The following is a 22,429-nucleotide window of genomic DNA, read 5'->3' on the forward strand; positions in this document are numbered from 1 at the left end:
TCTCGCGCATAATCTCGTTCTTATCGCGATGCTTTAACTCGATTGAGATACCTTGCAGTATGAAGTTAAGCCTGCCATTTGCAGATAAATTGCCACGAATTCCTCAGCGTGAAATCCCCGCTATTGGTGCACCTGTCATGGTTTTGGCCACCCTTGCAATGGTGGTGTTGCCAATCCCTGCTTTCTTGCTGGATATGTTTTTCACCTTCAACATCGCGCTATCCATGGTGGTGTTGTTGGTAACGGTTTACACCCGACGTCCACTCGACTTTGCGGCATTTCCTACTGTTCTGCTTATTGCAACCCTATTGCGTCTCGCACTAAACGTCGCGTCGACACGTGTCGTATTGCTGCATGGTCATGAAGGCGGTGATGCGGCAGGTAACGTTATCGAGGCTTTTGGTAACGTGGTTATCGGCGGTAACTACGCGGTTGGTCTGGTTGTTTTCCTCATCTTAATGATCATTAACTTTATGGTGGTCACCAAAGGTGCGGGTCGTATTTCGGAGGTAAGCGCTCGCTTTACTTTGGATGCATTACCGGGCAAGCAGATGGCGATTGATGCTGATTTAAATGCGGGTCTGATCGATCAGGAGCAGGCGCGCGTGCGTCGTTTTGAAGTTACTAAAGAGGCGGACTTCTATGGCTCAATGGATGGTGCGTCTAAGTTCGTTAAAGGGGATGCGATTGCCGGCATCCTGATTCTGTTTATCAATATTATCGGTGGCCTTTCTATCGGTATGGCGCAATATGGCTTAGGGTTTGGCGATGCGATTCAAATCTATACCTTGCTAACCATTGGTGACGGCCTGGTTGCGCAAATTCCATCTCTGCTGTTGTCGATCGCCGCTGCGATGATGGTGACGCGTCAGAACACGGATGAAGACATGGGAGAACAACTGGTCTTCCAGATGTTCAATAACCCAAAAGCGTTGATGATCACCGCTGCAATTCTTGGCGTGATGGGCATTGTCCCGGGAATGCCGCACTTTGCTTTCCTGAGTCTGGCTGTGGTTGCCGGAACGGCTGCGTATTTTATCGATAAGCGTCAAAAGCAGAAAGCCAAAGAGCCTGCATTACCCGCGACAGCCGATGAAGGTAATGAGCCATCTTCACAACGCGAGCTTTCGTGGGATGATGTTCAACCCGTTGATATTATTGGCTTAGAAGTCGGCTATCGTCTGATTCCGCTCGTTGACCGTGATCAGGGTGGTGAGCTGTTGGAGCGTGTCAAAGGTGTGCGTAAAAAATTGTCTCAGGACTTTGGTTTCCTCATCCCCGCCGTGCATATTCGAGACAATCTTGAACTGACCCCAAATAGCTACCGCATCACTTTAATGGGTGTCGCAGTCGGTGAGGCAGAAATTCGTCCGGATCAAGAGCTCGCGATTAACCCCGGGCAGGTTTATGGCATGATTGATGGAGAACCAACCATCGATCCGGCATTTGGACTGGAAGCAGTCTGGATTCGTGAGGATCAGCGCGAGCATGCTCAGGCTTTGGGTTACACAGTGGTGGATTCCTCCACGGTTCTGGCAACACACCTTAGCCAACTGCTAACCAATAATGCGTCGCAATTGATCGGTCATGAAGAAGTTCAGAACCTGCTGGAAATGCTGGGCCGAAGTGCGCCTAAGCTGGTAGAGAGTTTTGTTCCGGATCAGTTGCCATTGGGTGTGGTGGTAAAAGTGTTGCAAAACCTGCTTAATGAAGCGATTCCAATTCGAGATATCCGTACTATTGTGCAAACCTTGGCGGAGTACTCCAGTAAGAGTCAAGAACCTGACATTCTAACTGCGGCCGCTCGTATCAGCCTTAAGCGTCTGATTGTTCAGGAAATCAATGGGATAGAGCCAGAGCTGCCAGTGATTACTTTGATTCCTGAGCTGGAACAGATATTGCATCAAACTATGCAGGCATCAGGCGGCGAATCTGCAGGTATTGAACCTGGACTTGCTGAACGACTCCAGTCGTCACTGAGCCAGGCAACGCAAGAACAAGAACTAAAAGGTGAACCTGCTGTTCTGCTGACTTCTGGCGTGCTGCGTTCTACATTGGCTAAGTTTGTGAAGAACACAATACCTAATCTCCGCGTTCTCTCCTATCAGGAAATACCGGATGAAAAACAGATCAGAATTGTGCAAGCCGTGGGTAACTGATCTCACGCCTTTTTAATGGATTCATAGTTTGAAAATAAAGCGATTTTTTGCCAAAGACATGCGAACTGCACTACTCCAAGTAAAAGCGGAGTTGGGTGCGGAAGCGGTAATCATGTCGAATAAGAAAGTGACTGGCGGGGTGGCTATCGTGGCAGCGATCGATAGTGAGTCCAACACTCCGTCCTCAACCAATGCTGCTACGCAATTCAATCGTGGTGCTTCTCAACCGAATCGTTACAACGAACATCGCCAAATGTCTTCATCATCTGAACGCTTTCAGGAGCGCAGCTTAGACGAAGACAAAATCAGTCTGCGTAGCAATCAATCCGAATTTCAGGAAAAATCAGGTTCAATGACGCAGCGCTTTGCGAGCATGCTTAAGCATTACAGTGGCAGTGCGGATGACTCAGGTGAGCATGTCGCCGAAAATGAAGATTCACTGTCGGCATTACTGAAACGTCAGAATAAGCAACGTGATGGACACAGCCAAGAGAAGCCAGCGCCATATCAGCCAGACTCTCCTTTGGCTAAGCTGATTGCTCAAGACGATCGCTTTGAACGTCCAAAGCCCAAATTAGACCCAACGCGCTATGACCGTCGTAAGTCCTCTGATGGTCGAGAGGAACCTGCCGCTGAATTGGAAAATATGCGTGAAGAGATGATATCAATTCGACGCCTTTTAGAGCACCAGGTGTCGGGGTTGATGTGGCAAGAGGTAGAACGCCGTGAGCCATTACGAGCCATGCTGATCAAGCGCTTAGAGCGAATGGGCGTGTCTCCGGAACTGGCCGATCAAATGGCCTGTTATATCCCCGAAGATACCAAACCAGCTCGAGCTTGGAAGGCGTTACTGTCACTCGTGGCCGATCAAATCCATATTCCAAAGCAAGATATTCTATCCCGTGGTGGTGTGGTTGCACTGTTGGGACCTACCGGTGTCGGTAAAACCACAACGGTAGCAAAACTCGCGGCTCGGGCTGCGATGGAATATGGTGCCGACAATGTGGCGCTGGTCACGACAGATACTTATCGTATCGGTGCGCATGAGCAGCTCTCTATTTATGGAAGAATTATGGGTTGTCCCGTAAGAGTTGCTAAAGATTCTAAAGAGTTAGCCGATGTAATATATCAGCTACGAAACAGAAAATTGATTTTGGTTGATACGGCAGGGATGGGGCAACGAGATGTGAGGCTAACTGAGCAACTCGATACCCTGATGCAAGAGAGTGGAGAAGTCATTCACAGCTACCTTGTTTTGCCAGCAACCGCACAACGTCGCGTTCTGCAAGAAACACTGGATCACTTCCGACGCATTCCTTTGTCAGGATGTATAATGACTAAGCTTGATGAATCCCTGAGTTTGGGCGAGTTCATCAGTGTGGTGATTCAAAATGTACTGCCAGTGGCTTACATTGCCAATGGTCAGCGCGTGCCAGAAGACATTGTGATAGCACAACCAAAATACATGCTTGCGAAAGCAAATGAACTGTTAGAGAAGTCGCTAGAGAATGAACCTCACTTTTGGAACAACGAGAGTGAAGGAGTCTAGGGCGGCGGATGACTATGACTGAGAATATGATACACGATCAAGCAAGCGGCCTCCGTCGCTTAACACAGCCATCATTAACCAAAGTAATTGCTGTTACTGGTGGTAAAGGTGGTGTGGGGAAATCAAACGTAACACTAGGCATGGCGATCTCTATGGCTCGTCAAGGCAAGAAGGTAATGGTTCTCGATGCTGACTTAGGGTTGGCTAATGTTGACGTAATGCTCGGTATACGTGCAAAGCGTAACTTGGGGCACGTCCTGGCTGGGGAATGTGAGCTCAAAGATGCGATTGTTGAAGGTCCTTATGGGATTAAGATCATTCCGGCTACTTCAGGTTTGCAGAGCATGACGGAGCTTTCCCATTCGCAACATGCGGGACTTATTCGTGCGTTTGGCAGTCTTGAAGATGAAATGGACGTCTTGTTGATTGATACCGCTGCAGGTATTTCAGACATGGTTATCAGTTTCTCGCGTGCAGCCCAAGATGTGGTTGTGGTCGTGTGTGACGAGCCGACGTCTATTACGGATGCGTACGCATTGATTAAGCTTTTGAGTAAAGAGCATCAGGTTCAGCGCTTTAAAGTCGTCGCGAATATGGTTCGAAGCTACCGCGAAGGCCGCGAATTGTTTGCCAAACTGACCCTGGTCACAGAGCGATTTCTGAATGTCAGTCTTGAGCTGGTCGCCTGCATTCCTCTGGATGATAAAGTGCGTCAGGCGGTGAAGCGTCAGAAAATAGTTGTCGATGCATTCCCACGCTCCCCAGCAGCTTTAGCTATCAGTACTTTAGCTAATAAAGCATTAACGTGGCCGATACCAAAGACACCAAGTGGACACTTGGAGTTTTTTGTTGAGAGGCTGCTAAATCGTAGCGAATTCACAGAGGATCCATTTGGTGAATAATGCAGTAACCTACGACCAACGCGGGAAAGTAAACAGTCAACAGGCGTTCATAGAGCGTTACTCTGTGTTGGTTAAGCGCATTGCTCATCACCTTTTAGGCCGCTTACCGCCGAGTGTTCAGGTAGAAGATTTAATTCAGGCCGGCATGATCGGCCTTATCGAAGCTCAGCAAAACTATGATGGTACTAAAGGTGCGAGCTTTGAAACCTATGCTGGTATCCGCATTCGCGGTGCAATGTTAGATGACATGCGCAAAGGCGATTGGGTACCACGTTCGGTTCATAAAAATAATCGTGAAATTAATCAAGCGATCGCAGCGTTGGAAGGCATTCTGAACCGTGATCCGACGGATGCAGAAGTCGCAGCCCATCTAGAAATGACTCTGGATCAATATCATAGTGCACTAACCGATATAAACTGCTCAAAGTTAGTCGGTATTGAGGATTTAGGCGTTTCAGATGATGTAATTTCACCAGCTGACGAAAGTGATAACAGCAACCCATTTAAAGGTGTCGCTGATGAATCTTTTCGTAAGTCACTGATTGAATCAATAAAACAGCTTCCAGAGCGTGAAGCTATGGTACTTTCGCTTTATTATGACGAAGAACTCAATTTAAAAGAGATTGGCGATGTGTTGGGCGTAAGCGAATCTCGCGTAAGTCAAATTCTGAGTCAATCGATGCAACGTTTACGCACCAAGCTAAGTGCGTGGACACAAAATAATTAAAAACACTGACTTTACGATTCAGTGGAGGCAATTTTGAATAAAAACATGAAGATCCTTATTGTTGATGATTTCTCAACAATGCGCCGTATTGTTAAAAACCTGCTTCGTGACTTGGGGTTCAATAACACTCAAGAAGCGGACGACGGTTTAACTGCATTACCAATGCTGAAAAAAGGTGACTTCGATTTTGTGGTAACTGACTGGAATATGCCAGGTATGCAAGGTATCGATTTGCTCAGACATATCCGCGCGGATGCTGAGCTTAAGCACCTTCCTGTTCTCATGATTACGGCTGAAGCGAAACGTGAGCAGATCATTGAAGCTGCTCAAGCTGGCGTTAATGGTTACATCGTTAAGCCATTTACCGCTGCAACACTAAAAGAAAAACTAGAGAAAATTTTCGAGCGTTTATAACTCTCTTATTCTTTGTTAGTCGAGTCATCCATATCAAATAAAAAACCTTAATAATGACTCGATTCGTGTTTCCCAAAGCGATAAGAAGAACTAAACGTAAAGGGTCTATTCAGAATGATCTCACTAGAGCAGGCAAAGTCGCTCGTTCAAATGTTAGAGAACGGGCAACAAGAGCAAGCCAATATGCTCGTTGCTTCGTTATATGACGGCGCTGAGAATCCAATGCTTCAAGAAATTGGAGCGTTAACTCGCGATCTTCACGATTCACTCAAGCAGTTCAATTTCGATCAGCGCATGACCGAAATTGCGCAAGACGAAATCCCCGATGCACGGGATCGTCTCAATTACGTGATTGAGAAAACCGAACTGGCAGCGAACAAAACGATGGATGCTGTCGATTGCTGCCTTCCCATTGCCGATAACTTGCATGAAGGCCTTCTGCAAGTTCGTCCCCAATGGAACGAGCTGATGCGTGGTCGCATTGAGTTAAGTGAATTCAAAGCACTTTGTCACCGTATCGACAATCTATTGGTTCAGGTTGAAGGCGACAGTACCGAACTGCGCGGTCAATTGACCGAAATTCTCATGGCGCAAGACTTCCAAGACTTAACTGGCCAAATCATTCGCCGTGTTATCACGCTGGTGAATGAAGTTGAAGGCCGTTTAGTGGACATCCTCACCGTTTTCTCTGGCAACAAACCAGATGAACAGGCTCAAGTTTTTGCAACACTGGCAGATAAAAAGAGTAAACCATCTAGTGCAGCCGAGGGCCCGATTCTTCATCCTGAACAGAGAGAAGATGCGGTTTCATCGCAGGACGAAGTCGATGACTTGTTGTCCAGTCTTGGATTTTAAAGGTAACGTATGAGCTACGATTTAGACGAAGATATTCTTCAGGACTTCCTCATTGAAGCGGGGGAAATTCTCGATCTGCTATCCGAGCAGTTAGTAGAATTAGAAAACAATCCAGAAGACAAAGACTTACTCAATGCAATTTTCCGTGGGTTCCATACAGTAAAAGGCGGCGCTGGCTTCCTTTCATTAGCTGAGCTTGTTGATACGTGTCATGGTGCGGAAAACGTGTTCGACGTATTGCGTAATGGTCAACGCTCCGTCACCTCAAGTCTGATGGATACGATGCTCAAGGCGCTGGATACGGTTAATACTCAATTCCAGGCGGTACAAGAGCGTGAAGTGCCTGAAGCCGCTGACCCAACACTCCTTGCAGAGTTGCATCGCTTGTGTAAACCAGAAGCAGAAGACGAAGCAGTGACAAGTGCGATAGAAGAGCCTGTCACTCCTTCAACTCCCGTCACTCCAGAGCCAGTCGTTGGTTCAAGTATTGGTTCTGTAGACGAAATTACTCAAGACGAATTTGAAAAGCTGTTGGATGAATTGCATGGTAAAGGCAGTGCACCGGGTGTATCTAAACCTGAACCTTCTAAACCAGTGCAGGCCGAGTCTGCCGTCAGTGATAGCGGTGACATAACCGACGATGAATTTGAAAAGCTGTTGGATGAACTTCATGGTGTCGGCAAAAGCCCATCGTCGTCGACATCTGCGTCAGCTGAACCACCAGAGGCCCCGGAATCGGTTGCGCCAGTCAGTTCTTCACCATCAACAGAGACTGACAGCGATCTGATGACGGATGAAGAATTCGAGAAACTGCTGGATGAACTGCATGGTACAGGCAAAGGACCATCGGTTGAAGAGCTCGAGATGGCGACGAAGCCAGTTTCTGCCAGTGCAGGACCCGAAGTGCCAAAGGAACCTACAACACCGACACCACAGCCAACTGCCAAACCAGACGCGGTGAAGGAAGAAGCTAAAGCCTCGGCACCTGTGGTCAAGAAACCACAAGCAGAAGCGACAGTGCGCGTGGATACCTCAACGCTCGATACCATCATGAATATGGTGGGTGAGCTGGTATTGGTTCGTAACCGTCTGTTAAGTCTTGGACTTAACAGCAACGATGAAGAAATGTCGAAAGCCGTCTCGAATTTAGACGTTGTAACGGCCGATCTCCAGGGTGCGGTGATGAAAACGCGCATGCAGCCAATCAAAAAAGTGTTTGGCCGATTCCCGCGTGTGGTTCGAGATTTGGCGCGTAACCTGAATAAAGACATCGTGCTGGAAATGCGCGGTGAAGAAACGGATCTGGATAAAAACCTGGTTGAAGCTTTGGCCGATCCATTGATTCACCTGGTTCGCAACTCGGTAGACCATGGTATCGAAATGCCAGATGACCGAGTGAAAGCGGGCAAATCGCGCACTGGTAAAGTCATTCTTTCTGCGTCTCAGGAAGGGGATCATATTGAACTGTCGATCATTGATGACGGCGGCGGTATGGATCCAAACAAGCTTCGTGGTATCGCTGTTAAACGCGGAATGATGGATGAAGATGCCGCTGGTCGCTTAACCGATAAAGAGTGCTTCAACCTAATCTTTGCGCCTGGGTTCTCAAGCAAAGATAAGATTTCTGATATTTCAGGTCGCGGCGTAGGTATGGATGTGGTGAAAACTGCTATCAATACCCTTAATGGTTCAATCGATATCGATTCTGAGCTTGGCAAAGGCACTAAAATTATCATCAAAGTACCGTTGACGCTGGCGATATTACCAACGCTGATGGTTGGTGTCGGTGGTCATCCGTTCGCGTTACCTTTGGCATCAGTAAGTGAAATCTTCCATTTAGATTTAAGCCGTACCAACGTCGTCGATGGTCAGCTCACGATTATAGTTCGTGACAAGTCTATCCCACTGTTCTATTTGCAAAACTGGTTGGCGGCTAAGTCTCCACGAGTTCAGGAGCGCACTGGTCATGGTCATGTGGTGATCGTCCAGTTAGGCAGTCAGCGAGTGGGCTTTGTTGTCGACACGCTGATAGGGCAGGAAGAAGTGGTGATCAAACCGCTGGATAAATTATTGCAAGGTACGCCGGGTATGGCGGGCGCAACTATCACCAGTGATGGTCACATCGCATTGATTCTTGATGTTCCTGACCTACTTACGCGATACGCATCGGCTTCACGCATTTAATCGAAGCGGACGTTTAGAAAAGGAATAAAATGGCGATTAAAGTACTAGTCGTTGATGATTCGAGTTTTTTCCGTCGTCGCGTAAGCGAAATCATCAACTCAGAATCGCGCCTAGAGGTGATTGACGTTGCGGTGAATGGCAGAGAAGCGGTTGAAAAGACCAAATCTCTGAAGCCTGACGTCATTACCATGGATATTGAAATGCCCGTGATGGATGGCATCACGGCAGTTCGTGAAATTATGGCGGCGTCGCCGACGCCAATCCTGATGTTTTCGTCACTGACGCATGATGGGGCGAAAGCAACGTTGGATGCGCTCGATGCTGGCGCTCTGGATTTCTTACCGAAAAAATTCGAAGACATCGCACGCAACCGTGATGAAGCAGTATCGCTACTTCAGCAACGTGTGATCCAGATTGCCTCCAAGCGTGCTTTCTTACGTCGTCCTGTTACGCGTACATCTTCGGTGGCAACTACGCCATTGACTCGACCGCTTGCAACGCGCGATCCGATACCGGCGACATCAAAGCCTCGCTCTTCGGTGGCGAAGTATCGAGCATCCGGTAAAAGATATCAGCTAACCGCCATCGGTACGTCTACTGGTGGCCCTGTGGCCCTGCAAAAGATTTTGACCCGTTTGCCAGTCAATTACCCGCATCCGATCGTTCTAATTCAGCATATGCCAGCGACCTTCACCGCCGCGTTCGCCAGTCGTCTGAATACGCTGTGTAAGATCCAAGTGAAAGAAGCGCAAGATGGGGATGTACTACAAGCGGGTGTGGCGTATCTCGCGCCTGGCGGTAAACAGATGATGGTTGATGGCCGTGCTGGTGTGGCGCGACTGCGTATTCTTGATGGCGGCGACCGAATGAACTACAAACCGTGTGTCGACGTGACCTTTGGTTCTGCGGCTAAAGTGTACGGAGATAAAGTGCTTTCGTTAGTGCTAACCGGAATGGGTGCAGATGGCCGGGAAGGTGCACGCATGTTGAAGTCGGCAGGTTCAACCATTTGGGCACAAGATGAAGAGAGTTGCGTGGTTTACGGTATGCCTCAGGCTGTTGCCAAAGCGGGTATTTCGTCTGAAGATTTACCCCTGGACCATATTGCTGAACGCATGCTGGTGGAAGTGGGGCTTGCGTAGGATAGATCATGATCGTTTGGAGTGTAGCTAACCAAAAAGGTGGAGTAGGCAAAACCACCTCTACTGTGACATTAGCCGGTCTTTTAAGCCAGAAAGGTCATCGTGTGCTCATGGTCGATACCGATCCTCACGGATCGCTCACGACTTATCTCGGCTATGACTCCGATAACGTGGCATCAAGCTTGTTCGACCTTTTTCAGCTCAAAGCCTTTACACATGAAACCGTGAGGCCGTTGATTCTTAAAACGGAACTGGACGGTATGGACATCATTCCCGCCCATATGTCACTGGCGACATTGGATCGCGTGATGGGTAATCGTAGCGGCATGGGCTTGATACTCAAGCGAGCGCTCAAAGCGGTTTCCCAAGATTATGATTACGTGCTGATTGACTGTCCGCCGATTCTTGGTGTGATGATGGTTAATGCGCTTGCCGCCAGTGACCGTATTTTGATTCCGGTGCAGACAGAGTTTTTGGCGATGAAGGGGCTTGAGCGCATGATGCGCACCCTGAGTATCATGAAAAAATCACGTCCGAATGGCTTTAACGTCACGATAGTGCCAACCATGTACGACAAGCGGACCCGAGCTTCGTTGCAGACGCTGACCCAATTGAAGCAGGACTACCCGAACCAAGTGTGGTCGTCGGCTGTTCCTATTGATACGAAATTTCGTGATGCGAGCCTGAAGCATCTGCCCGTTTCGCACTTTGCATCTGGTAGTCGCGGTGTCTTTGCGTATAAGCAGTTACTGATTTATCTGCAGAGGTTAGCGCTCGATGAGTAATCATGATGTCATATCCAGTGAACAGGCACTTGATGATTACTTCTGCGCATTGCTAGACGAAGACACTGAGCTTGAAGAGCTGGATGAAGAATTTGACTTACTTGCTCAAGAACTCGCATCTTCAGAGCCAGAGCCAGAGCCAGAGCCAGAGCCAGAGCCAGAATTACAGTTACAGCCAGTTCAGGCGGAACCTTACTCAGTTCGAGAAACTCTCTCTCCGGAGTTGGATGCCCCTAACTTAGAAGACGTTGAGCGCTTATTAAGCCAGCTTGAGTCGAGCAATGTGGTTGATGAGTTAGATATCGATGAGATTCTGGCTCAGAACACCATGGATATTGCTCTGCAAGCTAAGCCGGGTTCAGTGGCGGTGTCGCAACCTGTTGAAGTCGAGGAAGAAGTTCAGGAATGGGTTATCGAAACTGAGCCAGAACGGGCAATAGATTATGAGCCCCAGGCTAACTCAGCTTTACCCAACCCACGGCAAAGCACGCAACGAACGGAAGACTTTCAAGTGCTTTACTTCGATGTTAACCAAGTCATGTTCGCAGTACCGCTTGATGAGTTAGGTGGTATTCATCGTATCGCTGAACTGAATCATTTAATTGGCAAACCTGACTGGTACTTGGGGCTGCAGACCAATCGCGAGCAAAAGTTTGATGTGGTCGATACCGCTAAGTGGGTAATGGCCGACAAGCTTTGCGATGAAGAATATAAAGAGAATTACCAATATGTCGTCATGCTCGGTGAAAGCATGTGGGGATTAGCCAGTAACCAGTTAGCGGGGACTGAGACACTCAATATCGACAACGTTCGCTGGCGTGAACAGGCGGGGAAGCGCCCCTGGCTTGCGGGCATGGTGAAAGAAAAAATGTGTGCTTTAATTCACGTCCAAGCGCTTATTGAGATGCTCAACGCTGGTTTAGACGTGAAATCAATGAATTAGAATGAAGTCGGCAACGACATTAACGAGGATTAACTATGTCTCAAGCTTTTGCAGTTGAAGTGAAGAAAGATGCCACAAATGACGAAGTGCTTCAGTGGGTGACGTTCCAACTAGAAGAAGAAACGTACGGCATTAACGTTATGCAGGTACGTGAAGTACTTCGTTATACCGAAATTGCGCCAGTTCCAGGTGCGCCTGATTACGTATTAGGTATTATCAATCTGCGTGGTAATGTCGTAACGGTTATCGATACGCGCTCTCGCTTCGGTCTGATGGAAGGCGAAGTGACCGATAATACCCGTATTATCGTGATCGAATCAGAGCATCAGGTGATTGGTATTCTGGTCGACAGTGTAGCGGAGGTGGTTTACCTGCGTTCGTCTGAGATCGATACTACCCCTTCTGTTGGTACTGACGAGAGTGCGAAGTTCATTCAAGGCGTTAGCAATCGTGATGGGAAGCTTCTTATCCTGGTTGATTTGAACAAGCTGTTAACTGATGACGAATGGGATGAGATGGCTCATCTATGATGGGTTGAATGAGCATGGCTGAAGTGAATTTGTTATCCGTACCCGTCATCGCTGGTGGTGTAGCTTTCGTTGTACTCGTGCTGCTTGTTCTGCAACTTCGTATTCGATCGAGTTTGCACAAGAAAATTGATCAGCAGCGAGCACAGGCTCGTCAAGCTGACAAAGAAGTACAAAAGCTTAGCAAGCAGTTGCTGGAAATTCGCTCTGTGGTTGTTGGTTTAGGACAAAAAGTCACCGAGCAGCAAGATGTTATCCAGCACCTGAACGAGCGTATCCGAGAGCTGGAACATGCTGATACGGATGGGCGTTTGTACAGCCGAGCCTCTAAAATGGTTCAACTGGGCGCGGACATCAACGAGTTAATCGAAGAGTGCGAATTGCCCAAAGCGGAAGCTGAGCTAATGCTATCGCTACAGAAAAAATTGGCTGGCAAAGAGAAAATCCCGCCACTCAGTAGCCGACCTGCTGACGAAACGAGTTATTCATCGCTCGCAAGACAACGTTAGAGTAGAAAAAGAAGCTTCGGCTTCTTTTTTCGTTCAGTACCCCCAGAAATGCACGTTTTGCCTCTTATAAAATTAAGGCGCTATCTTCATTAATCTATATAGCCATTTATGGTTAAATTTATCGAATTGTGTAAGTAAGTTAACAAAAATTCATGAACTTACTTACATCTCTGGTCTCTTGTCCTATTTCGTCTTAACTAAGCTGTGCTAATATAGCCGCTCGTTCATTATTTAGTTGAAGCCCTATGTTAGAAGTGTCTAACCTTACTGCGATCCGTGACGAAAGGGTCCTGTTTGAGAACCTGAAATTTACCATAAAACCAGGCGAACTAGTCCAGATTGAAGGGCGAAACGGAACGGGTAAGACAACGTTGTTACGCATTGTTACAGGGTTAGGCGACAGAGAGGATGGTATTATCAAATGGAAGGGCGAAGAGGTTGAAAAGTCTCGGGACATCTTTCATCGAGATCTACTGTTTTTAGGACACCAAACTGGCGTAAAACGTGAACTCACTGCATTAGAAAACTTACGTTTTTATCAGTCTATTCATAATAACCAAACCTCCGATGAAGAAATCTTTTCTGCGTTAACTCAAGTTGGTCTAGCAGGAAGAGAAGATATTCCTGTCGCACAACTTTCAGCGGGCCAGCAACGACGCGTAGCTCTGGCGAGATTATGGCTAAGCAAACAAATTTTATGGATTCTGGACGAGCCACTTACGGCAATCGATAAGCAAGGTGTCAAAGTGCTAGAGGCACTGTTCGCTAGTCATGCGGACAATGGTGGTATTGTGATTCTAACCACACACCAAGATATGTTTTCTGATAGCCCGAAACTTAGAAAAATAAAATTGGGTGATTGATATGATCTCGTCCATGACCACGATTATCCGTCGCGAACTCTTGATTGCCTACCGCCGTCAAGCCGACATTCTGAACCCGCTTTGGTTCTTTATTATTGTTATTACTCTGTTTCCACTGAGTATTGGCCCCGAGCCAAATTTGTTAGCACGTATTTCAGCGGGCATTGTTTGGGTTGCCGCACTATTGTCTGCATTATTATCATTAGAACGTCTATTCCGTGACGACTTTCAGGATGGTGCGTTAGAACAAATGATGCTGATGCCGATTCCATTGCAGCTTGTTGTGATTTCGAAGGTCATAGCACATTGGCTGTTAACAGGCTTACCGTTGATTTTGATCAGCCCTTTATTGGCGGTTTTACTTACTCTAGATTTTGATACTTGGTTGGCGGTGGTACTGACATTGTGTATCGGTACACCGGCATTAAGCTTTATTGGTGCCATCGGTGTGGCACTGACGGTTGGGTTGCAAAAAGGGGGGGTCCTCTTAAGTTTGCTTGTTCTTCCGCTCTATATCCCAATTCTGATTTTTGCAACGTCTGCCATTGATGCAGCAGCGCTCGGTGTAGCGTATAACGGCCAGTTGGCGGTGTTAGGAGCGATGCTTATGGGAGCGATGACACTCACACCATTTGCAATCAGTGCAGCGTTGCGAGTTAGTGTTAACTAACATTAACCAATAGTCCTTTACTACCATTGGTATTAAAGGACTTCAATAATGATTAAAGCACAGCGATGGTTTTGGCCTGAGAGACTGTGCCCCTATATAGCAAGAGTGAGATTGAAAAATGTGGAAATGGCTACATCCTTATGCCAAGCCTGAAGTGGCTTACCGCCTTAGTGGTAAGTTGCTGCCTTGGTTCTCTGTATTGGCCCTCGTATTTTTAACGGTAGGTACCATTTGGGGGCTAGCATTCGCACCGTCAGATTACCAACAGGGCGACAGTTTCCGTATCATCTATATTCATGTTCCTTCCGCGATGTGGTCGATGGGCGCTTACTTGTCGATGGCGATTGCTGCCTTCATTGGTCTGGTATGGCAAGTTCGACTTTCTGATATGGCGGCCTTAGCGATGGCGCCAATCGGAGCGGTATATACCTTTATTGCGCTTGTGACTGGCGCAGTATGGGGTAAGCCGATGTGGGGAACCTGGTGGGTATGGGACGCGCGCCTTACCTCCGAACTCATTCTTCTGTTTTTATACTTGGGTGTTATCGCGCTGTACCATGCTTTTGACGATCAAAAGACGGCAGCAAAAGCCGCAGGTATTTTAGCGATCGTTGGTGTTGTGAACCTGCCAATCATTCACTTTTCTGTGGAGTGGTGGAATACGCTACACCAAGGCGCAACTATCACTAAATTCGAACAACCATCCATTTCAGCTGACATGCTCTGGCCGCTGCTGCTGAACATCTTTGGTTTTGCGTTCTTCTTCGGTGCTGTGACTATGGTGCGTTTCAGAAATGAAATCATCAGTAAAGAGAGTCACCGTCCGTGGGTACGCCAAATTGCAACCGAAAAAACTCAGTGAGGTAGTTAACTATGCATTTTGAATCTCTGAGCGACTTTTTTGCCATGGGTGGCTACGCATCATACGTATGGAGCTCGTTTGGTATCACTTTTCTATCGATGCTAATTCTCTTAATCACCAGCCTTCGTCGCGGTGATGCGTTATTGAATGAAGTGAAAGCAAAAATTGACCGTCAAGCTCGTATTGACGCAGCGAAGAATATGGAGAACACCCTATGAACCCGAGACGTAAAAAGAGGCTAGGTATTGTACTGGCTATCTTTATCGGTATCAGTGCAACCATTGGTTTGATGCTTTACGCGCTTAACCAGAATATGGACCTTTTCTACACGCCGACGGAATTGGTTAACGGTAAAGAAGATGGCACTAAGCCTGAAGTTGGCCAACGTCTACGAATCGGTGGCATGGTCGTAAATGGCTCGGTTCGTCGTGATCCGGACTCGTTGAAAGTCAGTTTTGACCTGCACGATATCGGTCCGAAAGTGACTGTTGTATATGAAGGTATCCTTCCCGATTTATTCCGTGAGGGGCAGGGTATTGTTGCACAAGGTGTGTTGCGTGATGCGACCACTATTGAAGCGTTTGAAGTACTTGCAAAACACGATGAAGATTACATGCCGCCAGAAATCGCAGCAGCGATGGAAAAGACGCATGCACCGATGAAGTACAGCTCTGAGCAGACACAAGGAAGCGGCCAATGATTGCAGAAATCGGTCACTTTGCCCTCATACTATCGCTTGCGATGGCTGTGCTGTTAAGCATACTGCCATTATGGGGTGCATCAAATAACAACACCATGCTGATGAATACTGCGCGCCCGCTATCGTGGTCGATGTTTCTCACGCTGTTGTTCTCATTCGTTATTTTATGCTGGTGCTTTTATGTCAACGATTTTACGTTGCAATACGTAGCCAGTAACTCAAACAGCCAATTGCCTTGGTACTACCGTTTAACTGCGGTGTGGGGGGCTCACGAAGGTTCATTACTTCTTTGGGTATTAATCCAGGCTGCGTGGACGGTTGCCGTCGCGACGTTCAGCCGTGGTATGCCTCAAGAGTCGGTCGCTCGCGTACTGGCGGTGATGGGGATGATTTCTGTCGGCTTCCTGATGTTTATTATCTTCACATCAAGCCCATTCCTACGTACCTTGCCGTTCTTCCCGATTGACGGTCGTGACTTGAACCCACTTCTTCAGGACCCGGGTCTGATCGTGCATCCCCCAATGCTTTACATGGGGTATGTTGGCTTCTCAGTTGCGTTCTCATTTGCTATTGCTTCTTTGATGACGGGCCGTCTTGATACCGCCTGGGCTCGTTGGTCCCGTCCTTGGACAACCGCGGCTTGGGTATTTCTTACATTAGGTATCGCACTCGGCTCTTGGTGGGCATATTACGAATTAGGTTGGGGTGGCTGGTGGTTCTGGGATCCAGTAGAAAACGCCTCCTTTATGCCTTGGCTGGCTGGTACCGCATTAATGCACTCTTTGGCCGTTACTGAAAAACGCGGAACCTTTAAAGCGTGGACAGTACTGCTGGCAATCTCTGCATTTTCATTGAGTCTACTGGGGACGTTCTTGGTACGTTCAGGTATTTTGGTCTCAGTGCATGCGTTTGCCTCTGACCCGGCCCGCGGCATGTTTATTCTTGCTTTCCTGGTATTTGTTATCGGCGGCTCGCTGCTACTGTTCGCGGTAAAAGGCGCATCGGTTCGTGTTCGTGGTAACTTCGATTTGATATCGCGAGAGAACGTTTTACTTGGCAACAACGTACTGTTGATCGCAGCACTGGTTGTTGTCTTAGTAGGTACGTTGCTACCACTAGTACATAAGCAAATTGGTCTTGGGTCTGTCTCGATTGGCGCGCCATTCTTTGACATGCTATTTGCGTGGCTGATGATGCCATTTGCCTTCTTGCTGGGTATTGGTCCGCTTATTCGCTGGAAACGAGATCAGCTGTCTTCAATCGTTAAGCCTATGATGATTTCTGGCGTGACTGCTCTGGTACTGGCAGCGGTTTGCGTATACCTATTCGCAGACTTCTTCCAAATTATGGCTTATATCGGCTGGGTAATGGCAATTTGGATCATCGTCATGCACGGCTTCGAGCTGCATGAACGTGCGACTCACCGACACAACTTCGTGGAAGGCGTAGGTAAGTTGCAGCGCAGTCATTGGGCAATGATGTTAGGTCACATTGGTTTGGCGGTAACCATTATCGGTATCGCGATGGTACAAAACTACAGCATTGAGCGTGACGTGCGTTTGGCTCCGGGAGAGAATTTCCAGATCCAGGGTTACGATTTCTATTTCTCAGGCCTGCGTGATAAAGATGGCCCGAACTATGATGGCTACATTGCTGACTTTGAAGTCACGCATAATGGTAACTACATTAACTCTCTGCATGCTGAGAAACGTTTTTACACAACGGCTAAATCGATGATGACAGAGGCAGCTATTGACCGCGGTGTTACTCGCGATCTTTACATTGCCATGGGCGAGCGTTTAGAAGATAACCGCTCATGGGCGGTACGTATTTACTACAAACCATTCGTCCGTTGGATTTGGGCCGGTGCTTTGATTATGGCAATCGGTGGTGGTCTGGCTATTTCCGATAAGCGTTACCGCTTCCGTAAGTCGTCATCTAAGAAGAGCACTAAGTCAAAGGAGCAAGTCGCGCAATATGAATAAGAAAGTCTTGTTTATCCCGTTAATCGCTTTCATGATTTTAGCCGGGATCTTTGCAACTCAGTTGATGCGTAACCAAGAGGGTGATGACCCGACAAAATTGGAGTCTGTGCTCGTTGGGAAACCTGTGCCTGCGTTTCATCTCGAAGATCTGGCTGAGCCAGGCAAAGAATATGATCAATCTATTTTCAAAGGCGAACCTTTGTTGCTTAACGTTTGGGCTACCTGGTGTCCAACCTGTTATGCAGAGCATAAGTATCTGAATGAACTGGCTGACAAAGGTGTCAAGATCATCGGTATGAACTACAAAGATGATCGCACAAAAGCGGTGGGTTGGTTGAATGACTTAGGTAACCCTTACCTGATCAGTTTGTTTGACGGCAGCGGTATGTTGGGCCTGGACCTTGGGGTTTATGGGGCACCAGAAACCTTCATTATTGATGCTAATGGTGTTGTGCGTTATCGCCATGTTGGGGATGTTAATCCACGTAACTGGTCTGAGACATTAGAGCCGCTTTACAATCAGTTGGTTGAGGAGGCGAAGCTATGAGAAAGCTGATTCTAGCCGTATTTGCAGCGCTGACATTTTCGTTAGCGGCTCATGCTGCCATTGAAGTGTACGAGTTTGACAACCTCAAACAAGAACAGCAGTTCAAAGAGTTAAGCCACACGTTGCGTTGCCCTAAGTGTCAAAACAACACGATTTCTGATTCTAACGCCGAGCTTGCTCAAGACTTACGCCATAAAGTCTATGAAATGACCAAAGAGGGTAAGTCCAAGCAAGAGATAGTCGACTACATGGTCGCGCGTTACGGTAATTTTGTGACTTACAATCCGCCATTTACGATTGCTACGGCTATTTTATGGCTGGGGCCCCTTGCCGTTGTTCTGGGAGGTTTTGCTTTGATCGTATTACGTAGTCGCAAAACAAAGGCAAAAGTCGTCGCAAATAGTGATGAACAATGGGACGAGCAAAAAGAAGCCCGCCTTAAAGCTTTGCTTGAAGAAGAGAACGACGGAGATAAGAAGTAATGACACTATTTTGGATTTCTACTGTTGTTCTTACGCTGATCGCTTGTGCCTTGGTAGCCATGCCATTGTTAAAACAAAAAGCGAACAACGATGAAGTATTACGTGATGAACTAAACAAAGCGTTTTACAAAGATCGTTTATCAGAGTTGCAAGAAGAGTCTGAAGAAGGCTTAGTCGAGAGTGAGGAAGAGCTGATATCGGATCTCAAGCAGTCATTGCTGGATGATATTCCGGGAGAGAACGGGCACAAAGAAACGAAAATTTCTCCTATCGCCGTCTTGGTTCCATCCGTCATTTTGACCGTCGTATTAAGCTACGGTTTATACTACCAATTTGGCGCTTCTCAGGAAGTCGTTAGATGGCAGGAAGTATCAGCAAACTTACCAGAGTTGTCGAAAAAACTGATGTCGTCTTCAGCTGAACCGCTGAGTGATGAAGAGATGGAAGATTTAACCTTAGCGTTGCGTACTCGCCTGCATTATCAACCGGAAGACTCAACAGGTTGGTTATTGTTAGGGCGTATTGCTTTGGCGAATCGTGATGTTTCTACTGCGATCGATGCCATGGAAAAGTCGTTCAATCTTGAGCCTCAAGACCCGGATATTATGCTGGGGTATGCACAAGCTCTGATGCTTTCTCAAGAAGAAATGGATCAGAACACAGCCCGCTCTCTGTTAGGCCAACTCGTACAACAAGATCGAGTGGATCTGCGTGTCTTCTCATTGCTTGCATTTGATGCCTTTGAGCGTCAAGACTACCCAGCTGCGATCAAATACTGGGGCGTGATGCAACAGATGATTGGCCCTGAAGATAGCCGCTATGAAATGCTTTCTCGCAGCATTGATAGTGCACGTAAGCAGATGGGCGAAGCGGTTTCTCCGGATAAAAGTGTTGCGGTTACCATTGAACTTGCTCCTGAAGCTCAGATCGATCCGAACGGCGTGCTTATTGTTTCTGTCCACCGTGCTGATGGTTCCCCTATGCCTGTAGCTGCGGCCCGTTACCAAGTTGCATCCTTCCCGCGAACCGTGGTTCTGGATGATGGCAATGCGATGATGCAAGGTTCAAAGTTGTCTTCATTGGACAAGCTTTTGGTGCGTGTACGTGTTGATTCTGACGGTAACGTGGCAACTCGTGATCATGACTGGCACGGTGAGAGTGGTGTGGTCGAATTCGGGCAACCTGTTGAAGTTATTATCAATAAGCAATTTTAATAGTTGCGAGTCATATCCCTATAGTGGTATGGCTCTAAACGATCGAGTAGAATGAACAAGGCCAGCTTATGCTGGCCTTGTTTTTATACTTAAGTGACTTCTAAACTGTATCTGAGCCATGCGTTTTATAGCAAGGTTGCTTACGTATATTAATAGTCGTTATGGAACATAGAATGTATAACAAGGGTAAATCCATCTTCTTAATGCTGTTGGCAATTGGACTGGTTGGCTGTTCAAGTGCGCCTGAGGAGGCAGCAACAGAAGAAACAAATCAAACGACTTCTGATGCGTACGATCCGTTGGAAGGCTTTAACCGTGCCATGTGGGACATTAACTACGATTACCTGGATCCGTATTTAGTGCGTCCGGTATCATTAGCTTATGTGGAATACACGCCTACACCTATCCGCTATGGTATTGCTAACTTTCTGGCGAACTTAGACGAACCAGCAAGTATGGTGAACAATCTGCTGATGGGTAATGGTGGTAAAGCCGTGGACCACTTTAATCGATTCTGGCTTAACTCCACATTTGGTCTCCTTGGTCTGGTGGATGTCGCCACCGCCGCAGGGATTACCAAATACGATGAAAAAGTTTTCAGTGATGCCGTCGGTCACTATGGTGTAGGTAATGGACCTTACTTTATGGTCCCGGGGTACGGCCCTTACACACTGCGTGAAGTCACCGATACGGTAGACAGCATGTATGTCCCTCTGACCTACCTAAACTTCTGGGCAAGCCTGGGTAAGTGGGCTTTTGAAGGAATGGAAAAACGCGCGTTGCTTGTTTCTCAGGAAGCGCAGCTGGACAACTCACCAGATCCTTATGTCTTAACGCGTGATATTTATATCCAGCGCCAAAACTTTAAAGCAGAAGTGGAGACTGTCAAAGAAGTCGACGCCGAAGAAGAAGCTTATCTGGACGAATACTTAGACGAATTTTAAACCTCTCAGGTTTAAATAGTAGATACGAAAAAGGCTTAGCAGTTGCTAAGCCTTTTTTCTTCAATGGTGTATTCGATTAGAAACGGTAGTTCGCCTGAAGACCAATCAACCAAACATTACCCGTTGTTTCACCGACAAACTGACCACCAACTTGCTCCGCAGTATCGTCAGAATCATAACCGCGTGACTCTGTAATTGAGGCATCTTTCGCGATGATATAAGTGAAACCTGCATCTAAGCTGAAATCTTTTGTCCAGTCGTATGTTGCGCCAATGCTTAGCCAGGTACGATCGGTTTCTGGAATAGTGATAGTACGGTTTTTATCGCTAACGGCTGATGTGTCGTACGCAATACCTGTTCTTAATGCCAGTTGTGGCTGAAGCTGGTAGGTCGCACCTAACGCAAAACGGTAGTTATCTTCCCAGTTTTCAACTTTAACCATGTGCGTACCTGCGGTATCAAGGTGCGCTTCCAGTTTTTCGAATGAGCTCCAGTCAGTCCAGTTAAAACTCGCGTGCAGGGCAAGCTGCTCAGTAATCTGGTGGTAGCTGGCCAGTTCTGCGGTTGCTGGTAGCGTCAGGTACATGTAACCGTTGTCGCGCGTTTGCGGCAGTTGAGTACCGAAGCCAAAACCAAGACCTTCAGCATGTCCCTGTAACTTCAGTTCTACTTCTGATTTGTATGCGAAGCCTACGCGGTGGTCGTCGTTGATCTGCCATGCCGTACCGACTTGCCAACCCCAAGCGGTATCATCACCTTCCATGTATTTCAGTGTGGTATCTTGAGGAAGACCCAATGCGTTTGTGGCTGGTGTTGTTGCGCCAAAGCTACCTTCACCAAGGATATAACGAACGCCACCGCCGATACTTACAGCGTTGTTAACCTTGTAGGCTGCATTCAGGTTGACTTCCATTGTGGTCACGCTGGCTTCGTTGCCGAAGTGTGACGCCGCAAAGCCAGTACCGAGATCCGTTTCCATACCGTAGTTGGTTCCCAGCGCTAAGCCGGCAGCGAACTTATCGTTGTACTGATGCGATAGGTAGAAGTTAGGAATGATTGCATCGTGAGCGAAGTCATCTGAAGACGCTGGAATGTTATTGCCATAGAAATCGACGTTACCGTCTACATCAAGATTTGGGTTCACATAGATAGCACCAACAGATACTTGTGTGCCTTCTAAGTAAGTCAGCATCGCTGGGTTTCGCCATTGTGCACTTGCATTATCTGCCATTGCTGCTTCCCCTGCGTATGCGCGGCCTAAGCCTGTCGCAGAGAACTCCGCAAGTTGGAAACCGGCTGCATGAGTCGCGCTTGCTGTGCCCAGCAGACTGAGTGCTACTGTCATAGAAAGAAGGGTCTTGTTGGTTTTCATTTTGTGTTCGCTGAATTATTTAAAATGTGGGGTAAAATTTTAAAGATAGAGCTTTTACTTTAGAAATGAAAATCCGGAACGGGTACGTTTTTGG

The 22,429-nt window shown here is 47.4% G+C and carries 23 protein-coding genes; 22 read left to right on the forward strand and 1 reads right to left on the reverse strand.

The annotated features are described in order from the left end of the window. The first annotated feature begins 59 nt into the window (after nucleotides 1-59). From flhA to RXX31_RS09605, 22 genes are all read left to right on the forward strand, one after another. The gene (gene flhA / locus RXX31_RS09500) at nucleotides 60-2,159 is read left to right on the forward strand and encodes a flagellar biosynthesis protein FlhA (protein ID WP_317588965.1); all 2,100 of its coding nucleotides are present in this window, start codon (nucleotides 60-62) and stop codon (nucleotides 2,157-2,159) included. A gap of 28 nt (nucleotides 2,160-2,187) precedes the next feature. Next, a complete protein-coding gene (gene flhF / locus RXX31_RS09505; protein WP_317588966.1) occupies nucleotides 2,188-3,708 on the forward strand; it encodes a flagellar biosynthesis protein FlhF in 1,521 nt (506 codons plus the stop codon). 14 nt (nucleotides 3,709-3,722) lie between these two features. Beyond that, nucleotides 3,723-4,610: a MinD/ParA family protein gene (locus tag RXX31_RS09510; protein ID WP_317588967.1), complete on the forward strand. Its 888-nt coding sequence runs from the start codon at nucleotides 3,723-3,725 to the stop codon at nucleotides 4,608-4,610. Further along, nucleotides 4,603-5,337, forward strand: coding sequence for an RNA polymerase sigma factor FliA (locus RXX31_RS09515; protein WP_317588969.1), 735 nt, complete (start codon nucleotides 4,603-4,605; stop codon nucleotides 5,335-5,337). The genes RXX31_RS09510 and RXX31_RS09515 overlap by 8 nt, the downstream gene beginning before the upstream one ends. Nucleotides 5,338-5,382: 45 nt before the next feature. Next, nucleotides 5,383-5,751 carry a chemotaxis response regulator CheY gene (gene cheY / locus RXX31_RS09520; RefSeq protein ID WP_020333593.1) on the forward strand — a complete coding sequence of 123 codons (369 nt, stop codon included), beginning with the start codon at nucleotides 5,383-5,385 and terminating at the stop codon, nucleotides 5,749-5,751. Between the two features lie 114 nt (nucleotides 5,752-5,865). After that, entirely contained in the window at nucleotides 5,866-6,606 is a 741-nt protein-coding gene (locus RXX31_RS09525; protein ID WP_317588970.1) for a protein phosphatase CheZ, read from the forward strand. A gap of 9 nt (nucleotides 6,607-6,615) precedes the next feature. Further along, on the forward strand, nucleotides 6,616-8,790 hold the full coding sequence (locus tag RXX31_RS09530) for a chemotaxis protein CheA (protein ID WP_317588971.1): 2,175 nt from the start codon (nucleotides 6,616-6,618) through the stop codon (nucleotides 8,788-8,790). 29 nt (nucleotides 8,791-8,819) lie between these two features. Next, nucleotides 8,820-9,932, forward strand: a complete 1,113-nt coding sequence (locus tag RXX31_RS09535; protein WP_317588972.1) for a chemotaxis response regulator protein-glutamate methylesterase — start codon at nucleotides 8,820-8,822, stop codon at nucleotides 9,930-9,932. A gap of 8 nt (nucleotides 9,933-9,940) precedes the next feature. Next, entirely contained in the window at nucleotides 9,941-10,717 is a 777-nt protein-coding gene (locus RXX31_RS09540; protein WP_317588973.1) for a ParA family protein, read from the forward strand. Next, entirely contained in the window at nucleotides 10,710-11,660 is a 951-nt protein-coding gene (locus tag RXX31_RS09545) for a chemotaxis protein CheW (protein WP_317588974.1), read from the forward strand. The genes RXX31_RS09540 and RXX31_RS09545 overlap by 8 nt, the downstream gene beginning before the upstream one ends. A 35-nt stretch (nucleotides 11,661-11,695) precedes the next feature. Next, nucleotides 11,696-12,190 carry a chemotaxis protein CheW gene (locus RXX31_RS09550; protein ID WP_317588975.1) on the forward strand — a complete coding sequence of 165 codons (495 nt, stop codon included), beginning with the start codon at nucleotides 11,696-11,698 and terminating at the stop codon, nucleotides 12,188-12,190. A 14-nt stretch (nucleotides 12,191-12,204) separates the two neighbouring features. After that, complete coding sequence (locus tag RXX31_RS09555; protein WP_317588976.1) at nucleotides 12,205-12,696, forward strand: DUF2802 domain-containing protein; 492 nt, start codon at nucleotides 12,205-12,207, stop codon at nucleotides 12,694-12,696. Between the two features lie 245 nt (nucleotides 12,697-12,941). Beyond that, nucleotides 12,942-13,559, forward strand: coding sequence for a cytochrome c biogenesis heme-transporting ATPase CcmA (gene ccmA, locus RXX31_RS09560; RefSeq protein ID WP_317588977.1), 618 nt, complete (start codon nucleotides 12,942-12,944; stop codon nucleotides 13,557-13,559). A 1-nt stretch (nucleotide 13,560) separates the two neighbouring features. Further along, nucleotides 13,561-14,229: a heme exporter protein CcmB gene (ccmB, locus tag RXX31_RS09565; protein WP_317588979.1), complete on the forward strand. Its 669-nt coding sequence runs from the start codon at nucleotides 13,561-13,563 to the stop codon at nucleotides 14,227-14,229. Between the two features lie 118 nt (nucleotides 14,230-14,347). Further along, nucleotides 14,348-15,091, forward strand: coding sequence for a heme ABC transporter permease (locus tag RXX31_RS09570; protein ID WP_317588980.1), 744 nt, complete (start codon nucleotides 14,348-14,350; stop codon nucleotides 15,089-15,091). Between the two features lie 11 nt (nucleotides 15,092-15,102). Then, nucleotides 15,103-15,309 carry a heme exporter protein CcmD gene (gene ccmD / locus RXX31_RS09575; RefSeq protein WP_317588982.1) on the forward strand — a complete coding sequence of 69 codons (207 nt, stop codon included), beginning with the start codon at nucleotides 15,103-15,105 and terminating at the stop codon, nucleotides 15,307-15,309. Beyond that, nucleotides 15,306-15,791 carry a cytochrome c maturation protein CcmE gene (gene ccmE, locus RXX31_RS09580; protein ID WP_317588983.1) on the forward strand — a complete coding sequence of 162 codons (486 nt, stop codon included), beginning with the start codon at nucleotides 15,306-15,308 and terminating at the stop codon, nucleotides 15,789-15,791. The genes ccmD and ccmE overlap by 4 nt, the downstream gene beginning before the upstream one ends. After that, complete coding sequence (locus tag RXX31_RS09585) at nucleotides 15,788-17,776, forward strand: heme lyase CcmF/NrfE family subunit (protein ID WP_317588984.1); 1,989 nt, start codon at nucleotides 15,788-15,790, stop codon at nucleotides 17,774-17,776. The genes ccmE and RXX31_RS09585 overlap by 4 nt, the downstream gene beginning before the upstream one ends. After that, complete coding sequence (locus RXX31_RS09590) at nucleotides 17,769-18,323, forward strand: DsbE family thiol:disulfide interchange protein (protein WP_317588986.1); 555 nt, start codon at nucleotides 17,769-17,771, stop codon at nucleotides 18,321-18,323. The genes RXX31_RS09585 and RXX31_RS09590 overlap by 8 nt, the downstream gene beginning before the upstream one ends. Then, nucleotides 18,320-18,805: a cytochrome c-type biogenesis protein gene (locus RXX31_RS09595; protein WP_317588987.1), complete on the forward strand. Its 486-nt coding sequence runs from the start codon at nucleotides 18,320-18,322 to the stop codon at nucleotides 18,803-18,805. Before RXX31_RS09590 ends, RXX31_RS09595 begins: the two co-directional genes overlap by 4 nt. Then, a complete protein-coding gene (gene ccmI / locus RXX31_RS09600; RefSeq protein WP_317588988.1) occupies nucleotides 18,805-20,019 on the forward strand; it encodes a c-type cytochrome biogenesis protein CcmI in 1,215 nt (404 codons plus the stop codon). Before RXX31_RS09595 ends, ccmI begins: the two co-directional genes overlap by 1 nt. A gap of 173 nt (nucleotides 20,020-20,192) precedes the next feature. Continuing rightward, a complete protein-coding gene (locus RXX31_RS09605) occupies nucleotides 20,193-20,963 on the forward strand; it encodes a VacJ family lipoprotein (protein WP_014232634.1) in 771 nt (256 codons plus the stop codon). Nucleotides 20,964-21,039: 76 nt separating this feature from the next. Here RXX31_RS09605 and RXX31_RS09610 read toward each other — a convergent pair whose 3' ends face one another. Beyond that, the gene (locus tag RXX31_RS09610; RefSeq protein WP_317588990.1) at nucleotides 21,040-22,335 is read right to left on the reverse strand and encodes an outer membrane protein transport protein; all 1,296 of its coding nucleotides are present in this window, start codon (nucleotides 22,333-22,335) and stop codon (nucleotides 21,040-21,042) included. Nucleotides 22,336-22,429 lie beyond the last annotated feature (94 nt).

It is taken from the genome of Vibrio sp. EA2 (genome assembly GCF_033042495.1).
GTDB lineage: Bacteria > Pseudomonadota > Gammaproteobacteria > Enterobacterales > Vibrionaceae > Vibrio.

What these genes read in the sequence shown, in the direction of transcription:
- flhA (WP_317588965.1), top strand. Translation starts at nt 60, where the DNA reads ATGAAGTTAAGCCTGCCATTTGCAGATAAATTGCCACGAATTCCTCAG.
- RXX31_RS09510 (WP_317588967.1), top strand. Translation starts at nt 3,723, where the DNA reads ATGACTGAGAATATGATACACGATCAAGCAAGCGGCCTCCGTCGCTTA.
- cheY (WP_020333593.1), top strand. Translation starts at nt 5,383, where the DNA reads ATGAAGATCCTTATTGTTGATGATTTCTCAACAATGCGCCGTATTGTT.
- RXX31_RS09525 (WP_317588970.1), top strand. Translation starts at nt 5,866, where the DNA reads ATGATCTCACTAGAGCAGGCAAAGTCGCTCGTTCAAATGTTAGAGAAC.
- RXX31_RS09530 (WP_317588971.1), top strand. Translation starts at nt 6,616, where the DNA reads ATGAGCTACGATTTAGACGAAGATATTCTTCAGGACTTCCTCATTGAA.
- RXX31_RS09535 (WP_317588972.1), top strand. Translation starts at nt 8,820, where the DNA reads ATGGCGATTAAAGTACTAGTCGTTGATGATTCGAGTTTTTTCCGTCGT.
- RXX31_RS09540 (WP_317588973.1), top strand. Translation starts at nt 9,941, where the DNA reads ATGATCGTTTGGAGTGTAGCTAACCAAAAAGGTGGAGTAGGCAAAACC.
- RXX31_RS09545 (WP_317588974.1), top strand. Translation starts at nt 10,710, where the DNA reads ATGAGTAATCATGATGTCATATCCAGTGAACAGGCACTTGATGATTAC.
- RXX31_RS09550 (WP_317588975.1), top strand. Translation starts at nt 11,696, where the DNA reads ATGTCTCAAGCTTTTGCAGTTGAAGTGAAGAAAGATGCCACAAATGAC.
- RXX31_RS09555 (WP_317588976.1), top strand. Translation starts at nt 12,205, where the DNA reads ATGGCTGAAGTGAATTTGTTATCCGTACCCGTCATCGCTGGTGGTGTA.
- ccmA (WP_317588977.1), top strand. Translation starts at nt 12,942, where the DNA reads ATGTTAGAAGTGTCTAACCTTACTGCGATCCGTGACGAAAGGGTCCTG.
- ccmB (WP_317588979.1), top strand. Translation starts at nt 13,561, where the DNA reads ATGATCTCGTCCATGACCACGATTATCCGTCGCGAACTCTTGATTGCC.
- RXX31_RS09570 (WP_317588980.1), top strand. Translation starts at nt 14,348, where the DNA reads ATGTGGAAATGGCTACATCCTTATGCCAAGCCTGAAGTGGCTTACCGC.
- ccmD (WP_317588982.1), top strand. Translation starts at nt 15,103, where the DNA reads ATGCATTTTGAATCTCTGAGCGACTTTTTTGCCATGGGTGGCTACGCA.
- ccmE (WP_317588983.1), top strand. Translation starts at nt 15,306, where the DNA reads ATGAACCCGAGACGTAAAAAGAGGCTAGGTATTGTACTGGCTATCTTT.
- RXX31_RS09585 (WP_317588984.1), top strand. Translation starts at nt 15,788, where the DNA reads ATGATTGCAGAAATCGGTCACTTTGCCCTCATACTATCGCTTGCGATG.
- RXX31_RS09590 (WP_317588986.1), top strand. Translation starts at nt 17,769, where the DNA reads ATGAATAAGAAAGTCTTGTTTATCCCGTTAATCGCTTTCATGATTTTA.
- RXX31_RS09595 (WP_317588987.1), top strand. Translation starts at nt 18,320, where the DNA reads ATGAGAAAGCTGATTCTAGCCGTATTTGCAGCGCTGACATTTTCGTTA.
- ccmI (WP_317588988.1), top strand. Translation starts at nt 18,805, where the DNA reads ATGACACTATTTTGGATTTCTACTGTTGTTCTTACGCTGATCGCTTGT.
- RXX31_RS09605 (WP_014232634.1), top strand. Translation starts at nt 20,193, where the DNA reads ATGTATAACAAGGGTAAATCCATCTTCTTAATGCTGTTGGCAATTGGA.
- RXX31_RS09610 (WP_317588990.1), bottom strand. Translation starts at nt 22,335, where the DNA reads ATGAAAACCAACAAGACCCTTCTTTCTATGACAGTAGCACTCAGTCTG.